Consider the following 21,887-nt stretch of genomic DNA (forward strand, 5'->3'; position numbering starts at 1 on the left):
AAATTTTATATCTGTTATTGTACACGATTTTTATATTATTTTGAAATCGTGTTCATCCATTTTTCAACAAAAGCAACAGCTTCGTCTAATTTCGAAGGATCTTTACCGCCAGCTTGAGCCATATCAGGACGGCCTCCGCCTCCTCCGCCACAAATTGAAGCAGCTTCTTTTATTAGATTTCCTGCATGATATCCTTGACTTACTAAATCTTTTGTAACACCAGCAATTAAGTTTACTTTACCTTCATTAGCAGAACCAAGTAATACAACAACAGAACCAATTTTATTTTTAAGGTCATCAACCATTGTGCGGAGACTATTCATATCTGCTCCATTTACTTTAGCAGCTACAAATTTTACTCCATTTACTTCTTTTACGTTATTACTAATATTTCCTGCTTCAATATTGCTTAATTTTGAAGAAAGTGATTCATTTTCTTTTTGAACTTGTTTTAAATCTGATTGTAAAGTTTCAATACGAGCAACAACGTCTTTCGTATTTGATTTTAATAGACCAGCTGCCTCTTTTAGTTGGCCAATTTGTTCTTGCATATATTCGTAAGCTGATTTGCCAGTTACTGCTTCAATACGTCGCGTACCAGCTCCAATTCCTGACTCAGAAATTATTTTAAATGTACCGATCGATGCTGTGTTATCAACATGACATCCACCACATAGCTCAAGACTATAATCTCCAACTTGTACTACTCGTACTACATCCCCATATTTTTCACCGAATAATGCCATTGCTCCCATTGCTTTTGCTTCAGCAATTGCTTTTTCAGAAATTTGAACTGGGATGCTTTCCCAAATTTTTTCATTCACAATTTTTTCAATTGTTTCAAGCTCTTCAGACGTTACTTGACCGAAATGCGAGAAGTCAAAACGTAAGCGTTCTTGGTTTACTAATGAACCAGCTTGATTTACATGAGTTCCAAGTACATCCTTTAATGCTTGGTGTAATAAGTGAGTAGCTGTGTGGTTCTTTACAATACTTGAACGGTTAGCTTTATTAATTGTTGAATCAACTTTAGCACCAACTGATAAAGCACCTTCAACAACCCTTACGCGATGTAAATTTTGTCCGTTTGGAGCTTTTTGAACATCAAGTACTTCTACTTTTAAACCAGGAGCAGTTAAAGTTCCACGGTCTGCAATTTGACCGCCACTTTCAGCGTAGAAAGGAGTTACATCAAGAATTAAATGAGCTTCTTCTCCATTTGCTACATCTTCAACTTTTTCTCCGTCTTGTACTAGAACAAGAACTGTAGATTCAACCGAACCTTCGCTATAACCTACAAAAACTGAAGTTTCCTTGATTTCACGAAGTGCCTCACTTTGTACTTGCATTGAGTCAACATCTTGTCTTGCAGAACGAGCACGCTCACGTTGTTTCTCCATTTCAACTTCGAAACCGTCATGATCAACTGTTAATCCTTCTTCTTCTGCATACTCTTCTGTTAATTCAATTGGGAAACCGTATGTGTCATAAAGACGGAAAACATCTTCGCCTTTAATTACAGTACTGCCTTTAGCTTTTGCATCCTTCATTACATTTGTAAGAAGTGATAATCCTTCATGTAATGTTTCATGGAAACGTTCTTCCTCATTTTTAATTACCTTTTGAATAAACGGTACTTTTTCTTTCACATTTGGATAGTAGCTTTCCATAATTTCTGCAACAACTGGAACAAGTTCAAACATAAATGGACGTTCAATACCTAATTTTTTAGCAAAACGAACAGCACGACGGATTAAACGACGTAATACATATCCGCGACCTTCATTTGAAGGAAGAGCGCCATCTGCAACAGCAAATGATACCGTACGGATATGGTCAGCAATTACTTTAAAAGCAGTATCTTGATCTAATTGTCCATTTCGATATTTTTGACCCGAAATTGTTTCAACAACATTAATAATTGGCATAAACAAATCAGTGTCAAAATTTGTGTCTACTTCTTGTAGTACACTTGCCATACGTTCTAAGCCCATACCAGTATCAATGTTTTTGCTTGGTAATTCAGGGTATTCTTTACGGTCTAAACCATCTTTTGAATTAAATTGAGAGAATACAATATTCCAAATTTCTAAATATCGATCATTTTCTAAATCCTCTTTTAATAATTTAATTCCAATGTTTTCTGGATCATATTTTGTTCCACGATCATAGAAAATCTCTGTACATGGTCCACATGGTCCTTCACCAATTTCCCAGAAGTTACCTTCTAAAAGGATAATATGCTCAGGATCTAATCCTAATTTAATCCATAAATCATACGTTACTTTATCCTCAGGATAGACTGTAACGAATAATTTTTCTTTTTCAAAACCAAACCATTCAGATGAAGTTAAAAGCTCCCAACCCCATGTTACAGCTTCTTCACGGAAATAATCTCCGATTGAGAAATTACCTAACATTTCAAAAAATGTATGGTGACGAGCTGTTTTCCCAACATTCTCAATATCATTTGTTCGAATTGATTTTTGTGAATTTGTTATTCTTGGATTCTCTGGAATTACTCGACCATCAAAATATTTTTTTAATGTCGCTACACCACTATTAATCCATAATAAAGTTGGATCTTCTACTGGTACTAAAGATGCACTTGGCTCAATAGAGTGACCTTTTTCTTTAAAGAAGTCTAAGTACATTTGGCGAATTTGAGCAGCAGTTAGCTTTTTCATTATATTAACCTCCATTTAGTAAATTTATAATGTTATAAAAACAAAAAAATCCCGTCCCTAAAACAGGGACGAGATGTACTCGCGATACCACCCTGATTATGAACAGAAAGCTTGTTGCTTAGGCAAATGCCTCGAAGTCTATTCATCACCTCAAGAGACCGTAACGTGGTCTGACGCGTCAGTGATTAGCTGCATTCAGGAGTAGCTTTTCTGTCACCCTTCATTAAAGTTTCTTTCAGCCTAGGAAACTTCTCTCTTTTGCATAAGCTTAAATGGTTTAGTGACATACTTTTTCCTTCAAAATTTTGCAAATATAAATTGTATGAAAAAATAGTATCATTGTCAAAAATGAAAGTCAAGTTGAGAGACGCTCTTTTCTATTACTGTAATAGCGAATAACAGAAATGATGACCACTAATACCGGTACAGCAACTAACAAACCTATAAAACCAGCTATTTCACCTGCAACTAATAATGAAAACATAATAATAACCGGATGAGTATGAATTGATTTTCCAATTATGAGCGGAGAAAGGACGTTACCTTCGATCAATTGTAAAATAATTAATGTAATACCTACTCTAATTAATAAACTTGTCCCTCCTGAAGCGGCTAAAAACAGAGTTGGTACAGCTCCAATAACCGGTCCGAAATACGGAATGATATCTGTAATACCTATGACCACTCCTAATACTAGAGCATATTTCATTCGAACAATCCAAAGAAATATTGTTGCTAGTACAAACAGTAAAAAACAAACTAATATTTGACCACGAATATATTTTCCAAATGTATTATTAAGTTCTTTTGCTAAACCTTTTGCTTCATATCGCCATTTGTAAGGGATAATTTTCCAAAACATATTCGATAAGACCTTATAATCTTTTAAAAAGTAAAAAACGATAAACGGAATGATAAAGAGTGAAATCATATTATTTACTAATTGCTTCATCCATTCACCAGATTTATTCAATAATGATAATCCTGATCTTTCAGCGCCATTAATCATTAAATCAATCCGATTATGAAGAAAAATTGGCATCCTCGAAGTTTTTCGATCGATTTTTGATAAAAAATTATCATATAATGCCATAACTTTAGGAAAAGCTCTTAAAATATCTTGCCACTGTTGTTTAAAAATTGGGAGTAGTAAATAAAGCCCTAGTACACACCCTCCAAAAAATAATAAATAAATCAATAAAATCGCAAAAACTCGTTTAATCCCTTTTTTATGAATATATTCAATTGCTGGATGTAACAAATAGGCAATTATTAACCCAATCAAAAATGGAACCATCGATTTTAAAACACCAATTACAATATGTAAATAAACTGGTTTTAAATAATAAAAAACTATTCCAACTAATCCAATGAGCAAAATTAAACATAATCGATATATCCACTTTAACTTTAAACCGTCCATAAAAAAACCTCCATACTGATAATAGTATGGAGAATTTCAATTAAATTATGTGACTTGTTAAAAATTTTGCGAAGTCTTCTCTCTTCACAACATTCAATACACATTTCGTTTTTGCTTCTTGTTCAACGATTGTTAGTTCTTTTGGAAATTCATTCTCTACTCCAATTGTCATATAAGATAACTTCTCTTGTGCCCGCCTTGATCTAGTATTCGACTCTTTTGCACCAGCAAAAACATAATCCATTTTCAACTCTTTAAAAGCAATTTTTAAAATTTCAATTTTGGAAGCTTCATTATACCCTTGCCCCCAAAATGGAACACCTATCCAAGTACCGATATGACAAATCCCATCTCCTCGGTCAATGTGCTTTAAAGTTGTTATACCGACTACTTCATCTTGTTCGTTCAATATTATCCGATTTATTACCTTACCTTTTAATTCCTGCTGAACAATATAACTAATAAATCCAATTGTATCATCAATATTATCTACTTTTATTCCCAATACATCTTTCACACCTGGATCTGACGATAACTTAAAAACCTGCTCTGCATACTTCAAATCATTTTTAACAAGCCTAACTCCCATTCCCACATTTACCATCTCTTTTCCATGTTTTTATAAATGATAAAAGAAGATGATCATTTTCTCAATGGAAAATTATAAATAATTGAGTAATGTAAGATTAGGATTGGATGAAATACATTGAAAAAACTTAGCACATGTCCTTTATAGATATGTCAGAGTGATAAAATATAAAATATTCAAGCGTAAATTAAGTGCATCTTATTGATATGATAATTATTTTTTTATCCTATAATGATATTAATATCTTTGAACGGCTTTATAAAATTAACAAACTAAGTAATTGTTTAGTCTTGAGAAGTTAAAAATATTTAAGAGCTTATTTTTAGAAAAACATTTTAAAATGATTATTATAATACGTTGAAGTTCGATCTTAATTGACCTACAAACTGGACCTTCAAACTGATTACCATGCTGTATGCTACTCTAAGTAAAGGATTTTAAAATAGGTTTTTAGTGTAACCATTTTTTGATGAATAAATTGATTGGAACGGAGGGGTGCTCGACTCCTATGGGATATGCGGGAAGCCTGAGACCCCACAGGAACGCACGTGACGAGGAGGCTTAGGTCTCGCCCCATGGAAAGCGAGCATCCCGCAGTGGAAATCAATCTCACTAAACTCCTTTACGAAAATTTGGTTATTTAGTTGACAAGGTTGTTTAGTAATTAATTGTCTAACTCTTTTTTGACAATAAAAAAGCACATGCCCTAAAGACATGTGCTTTAAAAAATTAAAGCATTTTTTTCAATGACTTTCTCATACGTTTCATGTTCTTTGAAGTAAGCCATTTATTATCGTACATTAACTTCATCGCAAGTGCACCTGCACCTAAACCTAAACCTAATAAAGAGCTTTTTCTAGCCATCAATTACCCACTCCTACATACTAAGTTTTCGATCCTCTTCGTCAAATAAATCATCCAACGAACTTAACGTACCATCTTCTTCAACTTGGTGGGTATAAATAATGCCTTTATTAATTGTTAGTTCAATATAACATCCCCAACAATAATATTGATTTACACCTATTTTCCCTAAGTCTTTACTATGACAATTTGGACAATTCACAACGCTCGCTCCCTTAGCCTAAAAAAGGCAATGTTTCTAAGCATTGTGACCAAATTTTCATAAAAATATACGTTAGTACAGGAATCGTCTTGCACTATATATTCTTAGTCAATTACATGAAATCATAAGGTGAAAGATTTGGTAATTCATCTGAAAGCTGAAATGGTAAATCCTCGTTTAGTTGTACTTCACCATTTTCAATCCCTTTTAGTTTCATACAAAGAGTAGTTTGCCTTTGACCATCATCTGTTCTTCCAATGCCCTGAATAAATGCATCTTGTTCACCGCACATGATTAAAAACTTCTTACTTCTAGTCACTGCAGTGTAAATTAAATTTCTTCGAAGCATTCGATAATAACTTTTGACAATCGGAAGCACAATAATATCAAATTCACTACCTTGCGACTTATGAATTGAACAACAATAGGCAAGAGTTAATTGAGAAAAGTCTGGTCTAGTATAGGTCACTTCATTTCCATCAAATGAAACGATAATAATATCTTGTTGTTCTACATTCTCTTTGGCGAAAAAAATGTTTACAATTTCCCCCATATCTCCATTAAAAACATTGTTTTCAGGAACGTTTACAAGTTGGAGAACTTTATCACCTGTACGGAAAGTTGTATCCCCAAAATTCATTTCACGTTGTTTTTCTTTTTTAGGGTTAAACACTTCTTGTAGTCCTTCATTTAGGGCATCAATTCCCGCTGGACCACGATACATCGGTGCTAATACTTGGATATCTCTTACAGGAAAACCTTTTTTATTGGCGTTCTCACACACTTTTTTGACAACTTCAACAACTTGTTGACTTGAACACCCAATGAATGAACGATCTTTTCTTTGTTCAAATAAATCCCCGGAAATTGTTCCATCTTTTATATAATGTGCAAGCGTAATAATCGATGAATCTTCTGATTGACGGTAAATGTCTTTTAATCGTACCGTTGGAACTGTACCAGAGTTTAATAAATCCTTTAAGACTTGACCTGGACCAACAGAAGGTAATTGATCCTCATCCCCTACAAAAATGACTTGGCAGCCTTCTGGAATGCTTTTTAATAATTGATTCCCTAGCCAAACATCAACCATTGAAAACTCATCAATGATTAGTAATTTTCCATTTAAAGGATTTTCCTCATGATGGCTAAATTCCCCTTCTCTTGTCCAACCGAGTAAACGATGGATTGTTACTGCCGGTAATCCAGTTGCTTCACTCATTCGTTTTGCCGCTCTACCTGTAGGTGCTGCAAGCAAATAAGGGAATGGATCATCTTTCGGATAAGAATGCTGATCTAATGATAAATCATGGATTGTTGAAAATAGATTAACGATTCCTTTAATAACTGTCGTTTTACCTGTCCCTGGTCCACCTGTAAGGACCATCATAGCTGACTCCATAGCCTTTTTGATTGCTTGCGCTTGTGAAGGGGCATATTTTACATTCATTTTTGATTCGAGGTCTTCTAACTCTTTTGCAAATCTAGTATCAGTCATTTCTCCTAAATCTGGAGCACTGCTTAATAATTTTTGGATTGCATTGACAATGCCTTTTTCAGCATAATAAAGAGCAGCTAGATAGATTCTCTCATCTTCCATAACCAGCTTTCCGTCTGCTACTAATCGTTTCATTTCCCGAGAAATGTCGACTGCTTCGACAAGTTCTTTATCCTGTTTCATTAATAATTGTCTAGTTTCATCAATAAACTGATCTTGCGTTATATAAACATGTCCTTCTTGCATCGATAAATGCTCTAAAATATAAATACAACCAGCACGTATCCGATCTGGATGATTTCCTGTAATACCGATTGCTCGACCAATTTCATCTGCTCTTCCAAACCCAATCCCATCTACATCTTCAATTAACTTAAATGGATTCGTTCGGATAACATCAAGAGTTGATTCATTATAAGTCTTATAAATTTTAATCGACAGACCCGTTCCAATGCCATAGCTACTTAAAAAGCTGATTACTTTTTCAAGACCTTGATGAGATAGAATTGTTTCATAAATTTCTTTACCTTTGGATTTTGCCAGACCGGGAACACCTTCTAAGCTATCAGCATTATCTAAAATTTTATTAATTGCACCTTCACCTAAATGGTCAACGATTTTCTCAGCTGTTTTCTTTCCAATTCCTTTAAACAAATCTGATGATAAATATTGAATAACACCTTTTTTAGTAGATGGAAGCTCTTTTTCAAATGATGAAATTTGAAATTGTTTACCATATCTCGGATGGTCTTTTACAATCCCCTTAAATGTATATGTTTCATCTTCATTCATCCTTGGAATATTCCCAGTAATGGTCATTTCCTGTTCACAATTTGATAAGTTTGTATCAACGACTTTTACCTTTGCAACAGTATAAAAGTTTTCTGCATTATAAAAGATGATTGTTGTGATATGCCCTTTAATATATGGTGTCTCATCAACAAACAATTCCATTTCACTTTGGGTTTGCATTTCTCCACCTCCCCGTCTTACACTAAACTAGCTTCATTCCTCGTCTTTATTTTCAATTACTTTTAAAGCATGCATAGCAAGCATATGGTCATCTTGACTTTCAATCGCTTTATTAAAATGCTCTTTCGCAGTTGTAACTTGATCATTAAACATTGCAATAATGCCTAGATTATAATGTGCATCAGCATGCAGTTCATCTAATTGTAAAACCTTTTCTAAACTAATTTTTGCTTCATCTAACATTTCTAATTTAGCTAAATTAAGGCCATATTGGAATAATGCGTCTACATCTTGATCATCTAACTCAATCGCTCGTTGAAAAAATGGAAGTGCAAAACGATCTTCTCCATTATTAACGCAGCATAATCCAATCATAAAATGAACATCACTATCGTTCATGCCAAGTTTCACACAATGTTGAAAATGCTTTTTAGCTAATTCATACTTTCCATCTTCAAAATACACTGTTCCAACTGCATAATGCGCTGCTGCCAATTCCGGATCAATTTCTAAAGCTTTTTCAAAAAAACGACAAGCTCGTTCTACATCTCCCATCGATAGTAAAAGCTGACCAAAATTAACATACGCTAATGAATTAGTAGGGTTTTCTTCAATTTCTTTCGTTAAAAAATTAGCTGCATCCTCTAAGTTACCCTCTTGCAGGGCTGCTACACCACGTTCAAAATTATTCATATATGACACCTCTATGTATTTTCTTTCAATTATTTTGGATAGAATCCATTTTCTATACTAATCAGTTTAAGAAACTTACTATATCTATTTAACACTATCACACCATAGTATACATTTCAAAGGAACGTTTCTTTAAAATTCTAACGGTAAATTAAGTATTTTCATTCAAAAAAACAACCCCAACCATTACGATTGGGGTAAATAGATTTATCTTAAATAAGTTAATTCATTACCATCGATAAATGCGCGATCAATTGTACCTCCACCTAGGCAGTCTGTTCCGTCGTAAAATACAACGGCTTGCCCTGGAGTGATTGCACGAATTTTTTCGTGGCAAAGAATTCTTACTGAGTTATCATCTAAAATGTGAACTGTTACTTCGTTATCTTCAGAACGATAACGGAATTTAGCTGTACATGTAAATGAACCTTCTTTTGGTTTATCTGATGTCCAACTAATATCAGAAGCAAGTACTTCATTACTATAAAGTAATTCATTATGAAAACCTTGTTCAACTAATAAAACATTATTTTTTAAGTCTTTTCCTACAACGAACCATGGATCTCCATTTCCACCGATTCCAAGTCCATGACGTTGACCAATTGTATAATACATAAGTCCATCATGTTTACCTTTAACTTCCCCGTTCATTGTTCTCATTTCACCAGGTTGTGCAGGTAAATAATTACTTAGAAATTCTTTAAAGTTACGTTCACCTATGAAGCAAATTCCAGTACTGTCTTTTTTCTTAGCTGTTGCTAAATCCGCCTCTTCAGCAATTTTACGAATTTCTGGCTTTAAATAGCCTCCAAGTGGAAACATAACTTTCGATAGTTGTTCTTGGCCAAGTTGATTTAGGAAATAAGTTTGGTCTTTATTGCTATCAATTCCTCGTAACATTTTATATTCTCCGTCACGAAACTCAACTCCAGCATAATGACCTGTCGCTACATAATCTGCTCCAAGCTCCATGGCATGTTCAAGAAATGCTTTAAACTTAATTTCTTTGTTACACATAACGTCTGGGTTTGGTGTTCTACCTTTTTTATACTCATCTAAAAAATAGGTAAATACTTTATCCCAATATTGCTTTTCAAAATTCACTGCATAATACGGAATTCCTATTTGATTACAAACTGCAATTACATCTTCATAATCTTCGGTTGCTGTACATACGCCAAATTCATCTGTGTCATCCCAGTTTTTCATAAAAATACCGATGACATCATATCCTTGTTGTTTCAATAAATATGCTGTTACAGATGAATCTACACCACCTGACATTCCTACTACTACGCGAGTGTCTTTTGGATCTTTTTTATTCATAAATGATATCCCCTCGCATTTTTAAAATTTATATTTTAACTAATCGCTTTACAATTGAAGATACACGTTCTCCAAGTATACGGATTTGTTCGTCTGTATTTCCATAACCAAAGCTGAATCGAACCGAAGAACGTATTTTAGGTGAGTCTATTCCAAACATTTCAACTAAAACATGTGATGGATCTATACTACCAGCCGTACAAGCAGACCCGCTCGAAGCTGCTATGCCTGATAAATCAAGGTTTACCAAAAATGATTCAATTGAAATATCTTCAAATGATAAGTTTAACACATGTGGTGCAAAAAACGATTCATTTCCATTTTTTTCAAAACGAATGCCATTTTCTTTTAGAACATTCAATAAGATTTCATGGAAACGCAAATAACTTTTTACACGGTCATCTCTTTCAATGTGAATAACTTCTACCGCTTTTGCTAATCCAACAATACCAGGAACATTTTCTGTACCTGCACGACGTTTACGCTCTTGCTGTCCACCGTATTGCAATTGTGTAAAAATTGCATTTTCACTTACATAAAGAAAACCTACACCTTTAGGTCCATTAATTTTATGTGAGGATATGGATAAAAAGTCGACACCAAGTTCTTCAACATTAATTGGAATTAAGCCGTAAGCTTGTACTGCATCTGTATGGAAATGAGCTTTATGGTCACTAAGAAGTTCACCAATTTCTTTAATTGGTTGAACTGTTCCGATTTCATTATTAACCATCATAATTGATACTAAAATCGTATCTTCACGCAGTGTAGCTTTTACATCCTCTACATTCACACACCCTGTATGATCAACAGGTAAATACGTAACCTCAAAGCCTTCCTTTTCAAGAGCCTGGCATGTATGTAATATAGCATGATGCTCAATGCTAGAGGTAATAATGTGCTTACCATATTTTTGATTCGCATAAGCAGCGCCTCGAACAGCAAGATTATCACTTTCCGTTCCACCGCTTGTAAAAATAATTTCGTTAACTTTTGCTCCTATACTATTAGCACAAATCATGCGTGCAGTATCAATCTTTTGGCGAGCTTGTCGGCCAAATGAATGAATACTAGATGGATTCCCAAAAGTCTCTTGCATTTCTACAACCATCTTTTCGATAACTTCTGGATGCATCGGAGAAGTCGCAGCATGATCTACATAAATACGTTCCATTTTTATTAAACCCTTTCTTTATGAAGCGTTCAACTATCTTTGAACGCACTAAAATTAAATATAAAACATATATCCGTTTAAATCGTCAGATTCTAATTTTGCTAAGTCCTCAAGACTCGTGTGGTCTAACACTTCATTAATCGCTTTTTGAACCCGAGTCCACAACTCTCTTTGTGCAGGATTTTCATCTTCAAGATTTTCGATTGGAGATAGTGATCCTTCAAGTGCAGTTATCACTTCACCTGCAGAAATTTCATTTGGTTCCTTTGTTAAAATATACCCACCATATGCTCCACGAATACTCTTAACTAATCCTGCATTACGTAATAATGAAATAATTTGCTCTAAATAATGCTCAGAAAGATTTTGTGCTTTCGCAATACTCTTGAGTGAAATTGGTTTATCACAATATCTTTTAGCTAATTCAATCATAACTGTCAGTCCGTATCTTCCCTTAGTTGAAATCTTCATTAATTCACTCCGTTCAATATACTGTTACTCTTTATTTTAATCAGATTTATATTATTTTTAAACTGTAGTAATACAATTATTGTACACTATTTGTCCTATAAATTCACATGCCAGGAAAAAAATGCACTAAACCAATTGGAAAAGTGCAATATCAATCTAAAAAATAGTATGTTTTAATTTTTAGTTTTACTATTCTAACTTTTTAACAAACCGAATAAAAGCTTTTAGACTTACTCCTCCATTTTCACAAATAATCTACTATACCTAAAAATCCGCCCAACAGATTTTCACATGAAATGTTGTTAATATAAGGTTTCACTAAATTCCTTAAAATTTAATCAGCTAAAATTTAGATAAATACATCAAAAATAACCCGCCTTCCATTCAAAGAATATTCTGTAAAATAAAAACTAGTAGTTTATTAATAGAGAAAGAAGTGGGGAAAAATGCGAAAATCAAGGAAAAGTAAAACGAAACACCTTACATCCATTGGATTAAGTACTTGTCTTCTGTTTGGAACCTTTGCACCTATTACTGATCATTTTAATGCAAAGGCAGAAACAATTTCTTCAAGTGAAGTGATATTAGCTAAACTGACACCAGAACAAAGAGAGGCACTACAAGCATTAAATTCGAACGAATTTAAAACGGGATTGCATCTTTCATCAGATGTAAACTTAAATAGTTCGAAAGAAGTTTCTGTAATTGTTGAATTTAAAGTTCTTCCTGCAAAAACTGAACAGTTAGCAGCAGCAGCTGAAGGAAAAAACATTTCAATTGAAACAGCTATGGCCAAAGTAGAGAAATCTCACATTCAATTTAAAAAAGATTTACAAGAAAAAGTAGGAAAAGAGACCAAATCAAACCGAACTCTTTATCAGATAAAACATACTTATAAGCATTCACTTAATGGTGTCTCATTAACAATCCCAGCTAATCAAATTAAAAAATTATTGCAATTTAGTGATGTTAAAGCAATTTACAGCGATTCTCAAGTTCGAGTGAATCCTCCAAAACAGATTGATGAAACGAAGGACAAAACAAACGTAGACAGTATACCATTTTTAAAAATAGATCAGCTTCATAAAGAAGGGTTTACTGGAAAAGGGATTAAAATTGGTGTAATTGATACTGGAATTGATTACAATCACCCTGATTTAAAGGATGCGTATAAAGGTGGATATGACTTCGTAGATAACGATCACAATCCAATGGAAACTACTTACGATGATTGGAAGAAATCTGGAAACCCAGAATTCTATAATGGTGGTTCTTATTATACCGAGCACGGTACGCACGTTTCAGGCACAATCGCTGGACAAGCTAAAAGTGATTCAGATTTCAAAGTAACAGGTATCGCGCCTGATGCTGATTTATATGTATATCGTGTTTTAGGTCCATATGGTAGTGGCGCCAATTCTTCAGTAATTGCTGGAATTGATAAGTCCGTAGAAGATGGCATGGATGTGATTAACCTTTCATTAGGAAGCGATTATAATGACCCATTAGACCCTACAAGTCTAGCAATTGATAATGCTGTACTAAGTGGTGTCACAGCAGTTGTTGCAGCAGGAAATTCAGGCGAGTACGGGATGTCTACAATAGGCTCTCCGGGGGCAGCTGCCCTAGCATTAACAGTTGGTGCAAGCTCAGCAACTACTAAAGTAACAACCTTTAAAAGTAGTTTCAAAGTAGGAAAACGAAAAATAAATGGAACTTTACAGTTAATGACTAAAAAATGGACCGATGATTTTAGCAATCTTTCTGGAAACTCATTTGATATTGTCAATGTTGGAGAAGGCGGTCCAAATGATTATTCCGGAAAAGATGTAAAAGGTAAAATAGCATTTGTTGTACGTGGTACATATGCTTTAATCGATAAAATGCAATATGCAAAACAAAACGGTGCAAAAGGAATTATTATATACAACAACAATAGCAACGAGGGGCAAATTCCTTACTTCTTAGGAGAAAGGAATGACAATATTCCAGTCTTTTCGTTGGATAATAATACTGGCTCAGCGGTTAGGGATTTATTACCAACTGGTCCATTAACTGTTTCATTAGGTGCACTAGGAGAGAGTGAAATTCCTGGTGACGTATTAGCAGACTTCAGTTCAAAAGGTCCATCAGGAACTTTATACGATATAAAACCAGAAATAACAGCGCCAGGCGTAAATGTACTTTCGACAGTTCCTTCCTATATCAATAATAAAAATGATAAGAATGATTATTCATCTGCATATGAAAGAAAGTCAGGTACATCAATGGCCACTCCCCATGTTGCAGGTATTGCGGCACTATTATTGCAAGCAAACCCAAGCTATACACCTGCTGATATCAAAACAGTATTAATGAATACAGCAGACCCATTAAAGGGTAAGAATAGTGTATTTGAAATAGGCGCAGGCAGGGTTGACCCTTATGAAGCTATTCATTCAGATACAGAAATATCAGTTATAGATGAAACTCCGTATATTGAAAATGGACAAGAGCAAATCATTCAAGAGCAAACAGGTGGTCTTAGCTATGGTTTTATTCCTATGAATAACGAAGCTTCTTTCAACGAGTCAAAAAAGCTAGTAATCTCTAACTCAAGCAAAAAAATGAAAAAATATGCTATTTCTGTAGAATATAACGTAGGCGCGCAAGGTTCATTGGATGCAGAGAAAAATGGTGTAAATGTAAAATTATCTGAGGACTCTTTTAAGGTAAAATCAGGTACACAAAAAGAGCTTTCTGTCTCATTAATCGTTCCTAAAACAGCTGAAAAAGGAACATATGAAGGATACATTCGTATTGAAAATGAAAAAAATCCTGAAGAGAATTATCAAATACCATTCGGCGCACGTGTTGTTGAAGAAGGATTTAAATATTTTGCTGTCCACTCCCCATCTATCTCAAATAATCGCGTAATCGCACAATATAGTGTTAAAGATACAGATTTAGATTTCAATTTAAATTCACCTATGAAAACGATCGATTTTGTTTTAGTTGATCCAAAAACAGATAAAGATTTAGGGCTAATCACATCAATTAACACTACTGGTGCTGCTGTAGACTATGATTATTATTTACAAGATGGATTTGCAGGAAGATACTTCCCGTTTACTGGAAATGCTAAAAAGCCGATTGGATTTACTTCTACTTCAGCTCCAGATGGCGTTTATAAAATTAAAGCAATTGGAACAAATCAAGCTGGGAAACAATTTATAAAAACTGATAAAGTCTATATTGATAATAACGGAGCGACGCTTTCATTAGATCAAACAAATACTTTACCAAAAGGAGATCTTCCATTTGTTGAATTAGCACCCGATCAAAAAACAGTTACATTATCGGGAACGGTAATTGATAACGAAGTAAGTGAGATGCAAAAGAACGGAATGAATGTAGCACAATCCAATAACAAGGTATATTACGGCTCTAATGGACCAGCATTAAGTATAAGCGTAGATGAAAATGGTAAATTCTCGAAAGAAATTTCTGTAACCGGGTCTTCCTCCGCTACAATGCTTCAATTTGTAGGAGCTGATCGAGCCGGTAATTCATCTGTTGCACCTACAGTTATTTACTATGTAAAAGCTGGAACGCAATACATTTACGCTAAGCCGAATAAAGAATCTATCACAATGGGTGATAAAGTAACCTATACTTTATATAGCCATGGATTAAAGAACGCTAAAGAAATGAGCTTTTCGCTAAATTATTTAAATAAATATTTTGATTCTGTTGAGATTGTAAAAAACAAAACATTACCAGAAGGTACAGAACTTACTTCTACAACTAGTGGTACAACTAGCTTAACTTCAAATATTACATTGAAAATGCCTAACGATGGTATTTCAGGCGATGTGCCATTAATCGATCTAGTATTTGATACTAAAGCCGATGAATATGTAAATGTACTTAGTCAACTATTTAGTATTTACGGAGGGGCATACAAAGATTTGAGTGGGGCAACTGTAAGACCACTAATTCAAACAGGTCTACTTCCAATCTTTGCAGCCTATTCAAAAGTACAAGCTCAGCTTGGAGCCCAAGGCCTATATAAAGAAGATGGCACTTACAATTATTCAACGGATTACACAGCTGTTGGTGCAAGTGTTAAAGCACAAGATTCAAAAGGTAATTTATATACAGGGGAAATACAAAAAAACGGGCAAATCTTTATTAATAACTTGCCAGCAGACGAACTTTTTTACACTGTTATTGTAGATGTTCCAGGGCATTTTACTACTTACACTCCGCTTGAAGTTGGAAGAAAAGCTGGAAATATAAGTATTGGAGAAAGTATTTATTATTACACTGCTAAATCGAAAGCTGGAGACATCAATAAAGACAACGTGGTCGATCTAAATGATGCACTTTTAATTGAAGCAAACTGGAATAAAAATAATCGAGATACTGATATTAACTTTGATGGCATTACCGATGCTAAAGACTTTAAATTACTAGAATCCAATTATTTAAAAGAAAATGATTATGTGTTAGATACACCGAGTCCAGTCCAAGAGCTTAAAGGTCAAACACTCCAAACAATTAAAGCAAAACTAGGAATTAACTAAAATAAAGAACTGGAACTCTAATTTTGAGTTCCAGTTTTTAGTTGTTGAATAAAGTCAATTAAATGATTGCTTAACTTTTCAATTTACCAGCTCTTACGAATTGAGCGGCTGCTGCTTTTTCATCGAAATCTTCAACATTTTTTCTAGATTCTTTTATGTTATTTAAAAAGCTTATGACTTGGAATTCGATACTTTTTATTTCGTATTCAGTATCAGCATTTAATAAATCCTCTAATAAATCTAAATAAATTGCTTTCTCTTCAGGTGTTAGCACTAGCCTCATTACATGCCTCCTTCATCTTTTGCTAAGTAAATTATTGTAGATACTACACAATTTGCTTAGAAATATTATGCAGTGAACTTACCCTTTCCCGTTCAGTGTTAAGTGCCCTACTTAAAAGAAAGCTTTGAGATGAGAGACCAGCTAATATACAGTATCCGATTACCATACGCATATCCTTTAACATGTTTTCTGGTATAAATAAAGAAACAAACAATGTCGCGGCTGTTGCTCCAAATAAAATATCTGCAAGAAAACCTAAATAAAAGCCTTTCTTTCGTCTCACCGGGAGCATAATCGTACCTTTGTTAAACAGGATGTGAAAAATAAATCCGGTCACTCCACCAATGACAACCGCCAGGACATAGAGCTTAACCATGTTCATCCTCCATTCTTAATTTTAGGTACAAAAAAAATTCCTACTTTCGTTTCGAGAATAAGTTAATCGAAATGATCGCTAGGATTGGACAAGTTCTATATAAAATATGAACAGCTTGTTCTTATTATTATAAAAGCTTAAAAATAAATTATCAAAACATTTTGTAAAATTTATCCAATTGTGACAATAAATAAGGTAAAAGACCTGAATTTCCATTTAAACAAATACACTACAAGACTATTTAACTATTTCCCATTACCCTTATTATGATATATTGGAATTAAAAAGAAGCTAGAGGAGGTTTTAAGTTGGCTGTACAAAGAAAATTCAAGAAAATAGTCAATCAATTACGCCACCAAGATCTATATCAGCGCGCAAAAGGCGTAGACCAACTTAGAAAGTCTCTTCGTTCTGGTGCTTCTATTGAATCATTAATTTATTTATTAGAAGAAGCGGGAAGCAATTTCCCGAAATCAATAGAAGATTGGGATGATGGAAGCTATCACTTAGTTGGATTTTGTTCAGAGTTCGAACTCCAAGAATTAATAATTCCAATAGATAAGAATTTTGAAGCATATAGTGAAAGAGCTAAACATCAAGCCCTTTATTTATTAATAAGTCTTAAATCAGAGTTAGCTAGAGATGCTTATATACGAATCATTGAAAAAAATAGTAATCGATTCTCGCTTGATATCGATGTTCAATTCATTTTCGAAATGACAAATTGGGCGCCTGAAATTGTAAAAAAATTATTACGTTTAATCGAAAATGAAGAAACTGCAGTTTCAATTTTCCATCTAATTCTGTTATGTAAAAGGAATTCAATTTCTCTACCTTTTTCATCCGATGAGAAAGATTATATAATCGAAAAAATTAAAGTCTTATATAAGCTTAAGCGAGATTCCTATTTAACTTATGATCAAGATTACAACATAAAATATGTGTACCAGGCTTGGAAGGAATCTTACCTCATCGTTCGAAAAGAGATGGGTATTTACCTTCAATTAATGCAATTTTATTTTGATGATAGCATTCATGAATTTTTACAAGAAGCACTTGAGTATAAAGATCCATACCTAAAAGTGGATGCTGTTATCTCACTGATGGAACATGGCGTACAATTTGAAAAAGAAATTCTTGATTATTGTGCTCACAATATTGAATCTGCTGTATGGTTTTATACAAAATTAAATGAATTTTCAAAGAAAGATATATACCAATTTACGGAAGAACATCAACTAAGTTTTGTGAAAAACAGACTATTTCTTTACTTAATTGCTCATGAAGATTTTGGTGTTATCCCTGATGAGATCGAAATTATAAAGCGTTATGATACTTCAAACTATTATGAACAAGAAGTAACTTATTATTTAACTAAATTTCGTAGTAAGCAAGAAAATTGGGAAGAAAATGATTGGATGGCTGCATATGTAGGGGCTTATATTTCTGAACAAATTCCTAGTCCACGATTTTATGATGAAACAATAACGGCATTTACAAAATGGGACAAATACACCGAGGACGAACATAAAAGCCAACTTGAATTATTGAATAAAGAAGAAAATGATAAATTAGGTCAAGAAGTCATTTTGGAATCAAAGCCAAGTTGGCATTTTGGAACCTATTTTCTTGGATTCCTAACAGCTGTTAGAACAGGTACTGCTTTCGGAAATCACGATCCTATTTATTTTTTATTACTAGCTTTACTATGGATTGTTTTCTTATATAAAGTGTATGCAACGATTCAACTTCGAAAAGAGTCGAAATTAATTTTAACAAGTAGACAGCTAACCTTAAAAAAAGGTAATGAATTGAAGTCGATCGAGCTTCACAAAATAAACAGAATGACCATTGAACTCCGAAAATGGGGTAAAAACGAAGGAAAAATGGCAGCATATCAACGAAAAGTAAATTATATTGTTTTCTACGATAAAGATGACGAAGAGATATTATCAATCCCTTCTACATTTATTAAACCTGATCTACTTTTCCTCGAGATAAAATTATTAACTAGTCATTTAGTTGATTCTCCAACTATTGAGGTTTTTGAAAATGATGTTAGTGCTTAAAAGTCGAGACTCGAATCTCGACTTTTTTTAGAGTGTTGAAATATAAAATGGTCAATAGAGAAAACGGACATTAAATGATCATTTATTAATAATTAAATTTTCAATTTTTGGATGATCTATTAATGGTTTTAAATGTTATTATGTTTGAGTAATTGCACTAGTAATGGTTTATTTCAGAAGTTAAAAGTATTATGAGCTAATTTTTAGAAAAGCAAATTCAATTGTTTTGTTTAATAATTAATGTTCGATATTAATTGACCTACAAACTGATTAATAAACAACTGATAGGATACTCTTAGTAAAGGCGATTTGAATAGCTTTTATTGCAGACTTTTTTTTTGATGAATAAGTTGATTGGAACGAAAGGGGTGCTCGACTCCTATGGGATATGCGGGAAGGCTGAGACCCCGCATCAGGTCTCGCCCCATGGAAAGCGAGCATCCTGTAGTGGAAATCAACCTCACTCTACTCCTTTTACGAAAATTTGGTAATTTAATTGACAAGATTATTTTTCAACAGCGTGTAAAAAGTCGAGACCTGAGTCTCGACTTTTTTTATTCATGTTCCGTTCATATTAGATTGTTATGATATTAATTAAAGATTTTCTTACTAAATTACATATTAAATATCAAACTAAATATCGGGGGACAGGTTAATTTATGAATTCTAAGAAAAGTTGGTGGATTTTATTTATTATTTCGCTTTGTGTCATTATTCCTTTTATGGCTCCTTATTTTCTAATAAATCCTGAGAAAAGTCGGATCCAAATTAGTTCAACTTCAATTCAATATCCTGCTTTAATTACACATATCTTTTTTGCATTTATTGCTTTAATTACTGGGTTCTTACAGTTTGTAAAAAAGATTAGAACTCGTTCTCCAAGAATCCATCGAATAATCGGGAAGATTTACTATATTAGCGTTTTTATAAGTGGAATTTTGTCTTTGATTGTAATTTTCTATATTGAAAATTTTTCAAAGGTAATTTCTTTTCTTGTTTTAGCTATCTTTTGGATTTTCACTACAATTAAAGGTATCCATAGCGCTAAGAAGAAAAATTACATGGCTCACCAAATCTGGATGACTCGAAGTTTTGGAATCACATTAGTAGCAGTTAGTGGTAGAGTTTTAGTGCCATTTATATTATTAGCCTACTTTTTGCTAAATGGATTACATGTACCTGGTGGTAGAGAAAGAATGGTTGAGGAAGCTCTAAACGTTAATATATGGGTAGGTTTATTAATAAATTTAATCATAATTGAGTGGATTATATTAAAAAAGAAGGTAGATTAAGCGACAAACTTCGCTTTAATCTACCTTCTCGTTTAGTTTTGATCTATTTCCGATCTTTCTTAAACTGCCGTAGTTTTTCAAAAATAGCCCCGTAACGTTTTTCGTTACCTGCTTCTTTTGGTTTATAGTAAACCTGATTTACAAGTCGGTCTGGAAGATATTGTTGATTTACCCAACCGCCAAAATTACCTAAAGGATGATCATGCGGATAAATATAACCAATCCCATGCCCCATATCCTTGGCACCGGCATAATGACTATCTTTTAAATGTGCTGGGATATCATCATGTAGCCCACTTCTCACATCATTTAATGCTCGATCAATTGATGTCACACTAGAATTAGATTTAGATGACAAACAAAGCTCAATTACTGCATTTGAAAGAATAATTCTTGCTTCAGGAAATCCAACTTGCTTTGCAGCTTCACACGCTAGAACAACCTTCCATGGATCGCCAGCTAATCCGATATCCTCGTAAGCAATAACTAATAACCTTCGAATAATGCTAGTTAAATCACCCGCTTCAATGAGCCTCGCCAAATAATAAAGTGCAGCATTTACATCACTTCCACGAATACTCTTTTGGAAACCAGACAATGTATCATAATGAAAGTCTCCATTTTTATCATGATTAAAACCTTTTGAACGAAGAAATTCATCAATAATTTCATCTTGTACTACAATCGTACCGTCTGACTCTTTTGTAGAACCGTATACAATTGATTCCAAAATATTTAAAGATGATCTTGCATCACCGTTTACTCCATGAGCAATTTTTAAAATTTGTTCCTCTGAAATTTGGATTTGCAAATTTCCTAATCCTCTATCCTCATCTCTTAAGGCTTTATCTAATAATTTATAAATATGTTTTGGTAAAAGAGGTTCTAATTTTAAAATGTGGTTACAGCGAGATCGTATCGCACTGTTAACGTCGTGGTATGGATTCTCAGTTGTTGCCCCAATTAACGTGATAAACCCGCTTTCTACATATGATAATAAATAATCCTGTTGTAGCTTTGACCATCGATGAATTTCATCTGCAAAAAGAATAATCTCACCGAACATTTTCGCCTCATGAACGATATCCTCAAGTTCTTTTTTACCAGAAGTAGTCGCATTTACAGTTACAAAACGTTTATCAACCGTACCAGCAATTGCATGGGCAAACGATGTCTTCCCTATTCCAGGTTCCCCGTGTATTAACATTGAAGGAACTCGTCCGTTATGTATTAATCGATATAACGCTGATTCTTTTCCGATAATTTTTTCCTGACCAATTAATTCATCAATCGTTCTTGGTCTCATTCGGTATGCTAGAGGTTCATGGCTCATTTTGCTCCCTCCTTTATAGCTCTTTTTACTATTGTAAATGAATTGGAAACATTTTTCATCTGCACCC

At 33.7% G+C, this 21,887-nt stretch carries 16 protein-coding genes; 3 read left to right on the top strand and 13 right to left on the bottom strand.

Features of this window, described 5'->3' with window-relative positions; all coding sequences use genetic code 11:
- Positions 1 to 35 precede the first annotated feature (35 nt).
- From alaS to cymR, 10 genes are all read right to left on the bottom strand, one after another.
- Positions 36 to 2,687, bottom strand: coding sequence for an alanine--tRNA ligase (alaS, locus tag AB1282_RS25050; RefSeq protein WP_429900977.1), 2,652 nt, complete (start codon positions 2,685 to 2,687; stop codon positions 36 to 38).
- A 355-nt stretch (positions 2,688 to 3,042) separates the two neighbouring features.
- The gene (locus tag AB1282_RS25055) at positions 3,043 to 4,110 is read right to left on the bottom strand and encodes an AI-2E family transporter (RefSeq protein WP_056472702.1); all 1,068 of its coding nucleotides are present in this window, start codon (positions 4,108 to 4,110) and stop codon (positions 3,043 to 3,045) included.
- A 40-nt stretch (positions 4,111 to 4,150) separates the two neighbouring features.
- On the bottom strand, positions 4,151 to 4,699 hold the full coding sequence (locus tag AB1282_RS25060; RefSeq protein WP_429901228.1) for a GNAT family N-acetyltransferase: 549 nt from the start codon (positions 4,697 to 4,699) through the stop codon (positions 4,151 to 4,153).
- A 729-nt stretch (positions 4,700 to 5,428) separates the two neighbouring features.
- Positions 5,429 to 5,563, bottom strand: coding sequence for a DUF3918 family protein (locus AB1282_RS25065; RefSeq protein ID WP_082459514.1), 135 nt, complete (start codon positions 5,561 to 5,563; stop codon positions 5,429 to 5,431).
- Positions 5,564 to 5,576: 13 nt separating this feature from the next.
- Positions 5,577 to 5,765 (bottom strand): hypothetical protein, encoded by a 189-nt coding sequence (locus tag AB1282_RS25070; protein ID WP_056472699.1) that lies wholly within the window; start codon positions 5,763 to 5,765, stop codon positions 5,577 to 5,579.
- Positions 5,766 to 5,877: 112 nt separating this feature from the next.
- Positions 5,878 to 8,235 carry an SF1B family DNA helicase RecD2 gene (gene recD2, locus AB1282_RS25075; protein ID WP_056472697.1) on the bottom strand — a complete coding sequence of 786 codons (2,358 nt, stop codon included), beginning with the start codon at positions 8,233 to 8,235 and terminating at the stop codon, positions 5,878 to 5,880.
- 33 nt (positions 8,236 to 8,268) lie between these two features.
- On the bottom strand, positions 8,269 to 8,928 hold the full coding sequence (locus tag AB1282_RS25080) for a tetratricopeptide repeat protein (RefSeq protein WP_429900980.1): 660 nt from the start codon (positions 8,926 to 8,928) through the stop codon (positions 8,269 to 8,271).
- Between the two features lie 207 nt (positions 8,929 to 9,135).
- Positions 9,136 to 10,254 carry a tRNA 2-thiouridine(34) synthase MnmA gene (mnmA, locus tag AB1282_RS25085; protein WP_429900982.1) on the bottom strand — a complete coding sequence of 373 codons (1,119 nt, stop codon included), beginning with the start codon at positions 10,252 to 10,254 and terminating at the stop codon, positions 9,136 to 9,138.
- Between the two features lie 28 nt (positions 10,255 to 10,282).
- A complete protein-coding gene (locus tag AB1282_RS25090; protein ID WP_429900984.1) occupies positions 10,283 to 11,428 on the bottom strand; it encodes a cysteine desulfurase family protein in 1,146 nt (381 codons plus the stop codon).
- A 54-nt stretch (positions 11,429 to 11,482) separates the two neighbouring features.
- The gene (gene cymR / locus AB1282_RS25095; RefSeq protein ID WP_056472685.1) at positions 11,483 to 11,899 is read right to left on the bottom strand and encodes a cysteine metabolism transcriptional regulator CymR; all 417 of its coding nucleotides are present in this window, start codon (positions 11,897 to 11,899) and stop codon (positions 11,483 to 11,485) included.
- A 446-nt stretch (positions 11,900 to 12,345) separates the two neighbouring features.
- Between cymR and AB1282_RS25100 the strand changes: the two genes are divergently transcribed.
- On the top strand, positions 12,346 to 16,467 hold the full coding sequence (locus AB1282_RS25100) for a S8 family serine peptidase (RefSeq protein WP_429900986.1): 4,122 nt from the start codon (positions 12,346 to 12,348) through the stop codon (positions 16,465 to 16,467).
- Between the two features lie 70 nt (positions 16,468 to 16,537).
- On the opposite strand, the gene AB1282_RS25105 is transcribed toward AB1282_RS25100, so the two are convergent.
- Entirely contained in the window at positions 16,538 to 16,750 is a 213-nt protein-coding gene (locus AB1282_RS25105) for a hypothetical protein (protein WP_056472680.1), read from the bottom strand.
- 43 nt (positions 16,751 to 16,793) lie between these two features.
- A complete protein-coding gene (locus AB1282_RS25110; protein ID WP_056472677.1) occupies positions 16,794 to 17,126 on the bottom strand; it encodes a DUF4257 domain-containing protein in 333 nt (110 codons plus the stop codon).
- A gap of 308 nt (positions 17,127 to 17,434) precedes the next feature.
- Here AB1282_RS25110 and AB1282_RS25115 point away from each other — a divergent pair, with 308 nt between their 5' ends.
- The gene (locus AB1282_RS25115) at positions 17,435 to 19,195 is read left to right on the top strand and encodes a hypothetical protein (RefSeq protein ID WP_429900988.1); all 1,761 of its coding nucleotides are present in this window, start codon (positions 17,435 to 17,437) and stop codon (positions 19,193 to 19,195) included.
- Between the two features lie 659 nt (positions 19,196 to 19,854).
- Positions 19,855 to 20,487 carry a DUF2306 domain-containing protein gene (locus AB1282_RS25120; RefSeq protein ID WP_056472673.1) on the top strand — a complete coding sequence of 211 codons (633 nt, stop codon included), beginning with the start codon at positions 19,855 to 19,857 and terminating at the stop codon, positions 20,485 to 20,487.
- A 43-nt stretch (positions 20,488 to 20,530) separates the two neighbouring features.
- Here the strand turns inward: AB1282_RS25120 and AB1282_RS25125 are convergent, their stop codons facing one another.
- Positions 20,531 to 21,820 (bottom strand): replication-associated recombination protein A, encoded by a 1,290-nt coding sequence (locus tag AB1282_RS25125; protein ID WP_056472670.1) that lies wholly within the window; start codon positions 21,818 to 21,820, stop codon positions 20,531 to 20,533.
- Positions 21,821 to 21,887: the final 67 nt, after the last annotated feature.

The sequence above is a fragment of the Gottfriedia sp. S16(2024) genome, assembly GCF_050473765.1.
Classification (GTDB): domain Bacteria; phylum Bacillota; class Bacilli; order Bacillales; family Bacillaceae_G; genus Gottfriedia.

Coding starts and splice junctions, on each gene's coding strand:
- AB1282_RS25055 (WP_056472702.1), bottom strand. CDS start 4,110: ATGGACGGTTTAAAGTTAAAGTGGATATATCGATTATGTTTAATTTTG.
- AB1282_RS25120 (WP_056472673.1), top strand. CDS start 19,855: ATGAATTCTAAGAAAAGTTGGTGGATTTTATTTATTATTTCGCTTTGT.
- AB1282_RS25125 (WP_056472670.1), bottom strand. CDS start 21,820: ATGAGCCATGAACCTCTAGCATACCGAATGAGACCAAGAACGATTGAT.
- AB1282_RS25065 (WP_082459514.1), bottom strand. CDS start 5,563: ATGGCTAGAAAAAGCTCTTTATTAGGTTTAGGTTTAGGTGCAGGTGCA.
- mnmA (WP_429900982.1), bottom strand. CDS start 10,254: ATGAATAAAAAAGATCCAAAAGACACTCGCGTAGTAGTAGGAATGTCA.
- AB1282_RS25110 (WP_056472677.1), bottom strand. CDS start 17,126: ATGGTTAAGCTCTATGTCCTGGCGGTTGTCATTGGTGGAGTGACCGGA.
- AB1282_RS25105 (WP_056472680.1), bottom strand. CDS start 16,750: ATGAGGCTAGTGCTAACACCTGAAGAGAAAGCAATTTATTTAGATTTA.
- AB1282_RS25080 (WP_429900980.1), bottom strand. CDS start 8,928: ATGAATAATTTTGAACGTGGTGTAGCAGCCCTGCAAGAGGGTAACTTA.
- cymR (WP_056472685.1), bottom strand. CDS start 11,899: ATGAAGATTTCAACTAAGGGAAGATACGGACTGACAGTTATGATTGAA.
- AB1282_RS25060 (WP_429901228.1), bottom strand. CDS start 4,699: ATGGGAGTTAGGCTTGTTAAAAATGATTTGAAGTATGCAGAGCAGGTT.
- alaS (WP_429900977.1), bottom strand. CDS start 2,687: ATGAAAAAGCTAACTGCTGCTCAAATTCGCCAAATGTACTTAGACTTC.
- recD2 (WP_056472697.1), bottom strand. CDS start 8,235: ATGCAAACCCAAAGTGAAATGGAATTGTTTGTTGATGAGACACCATAT.
- AB1282_RS25100 (WP_429900986.1), top strand. CDS start 12,346: ATGCGAAAATCAAGGAAAAGTAAAACGAAACACCTTACATCCATTGGA.
- AB1282_RS25090 (WP_429900984.1), bottom strand. CDS start 11,428: ATGGAACGTATTTATGTAGATCATGCTGCGACTTCTCCGATGCATCCA.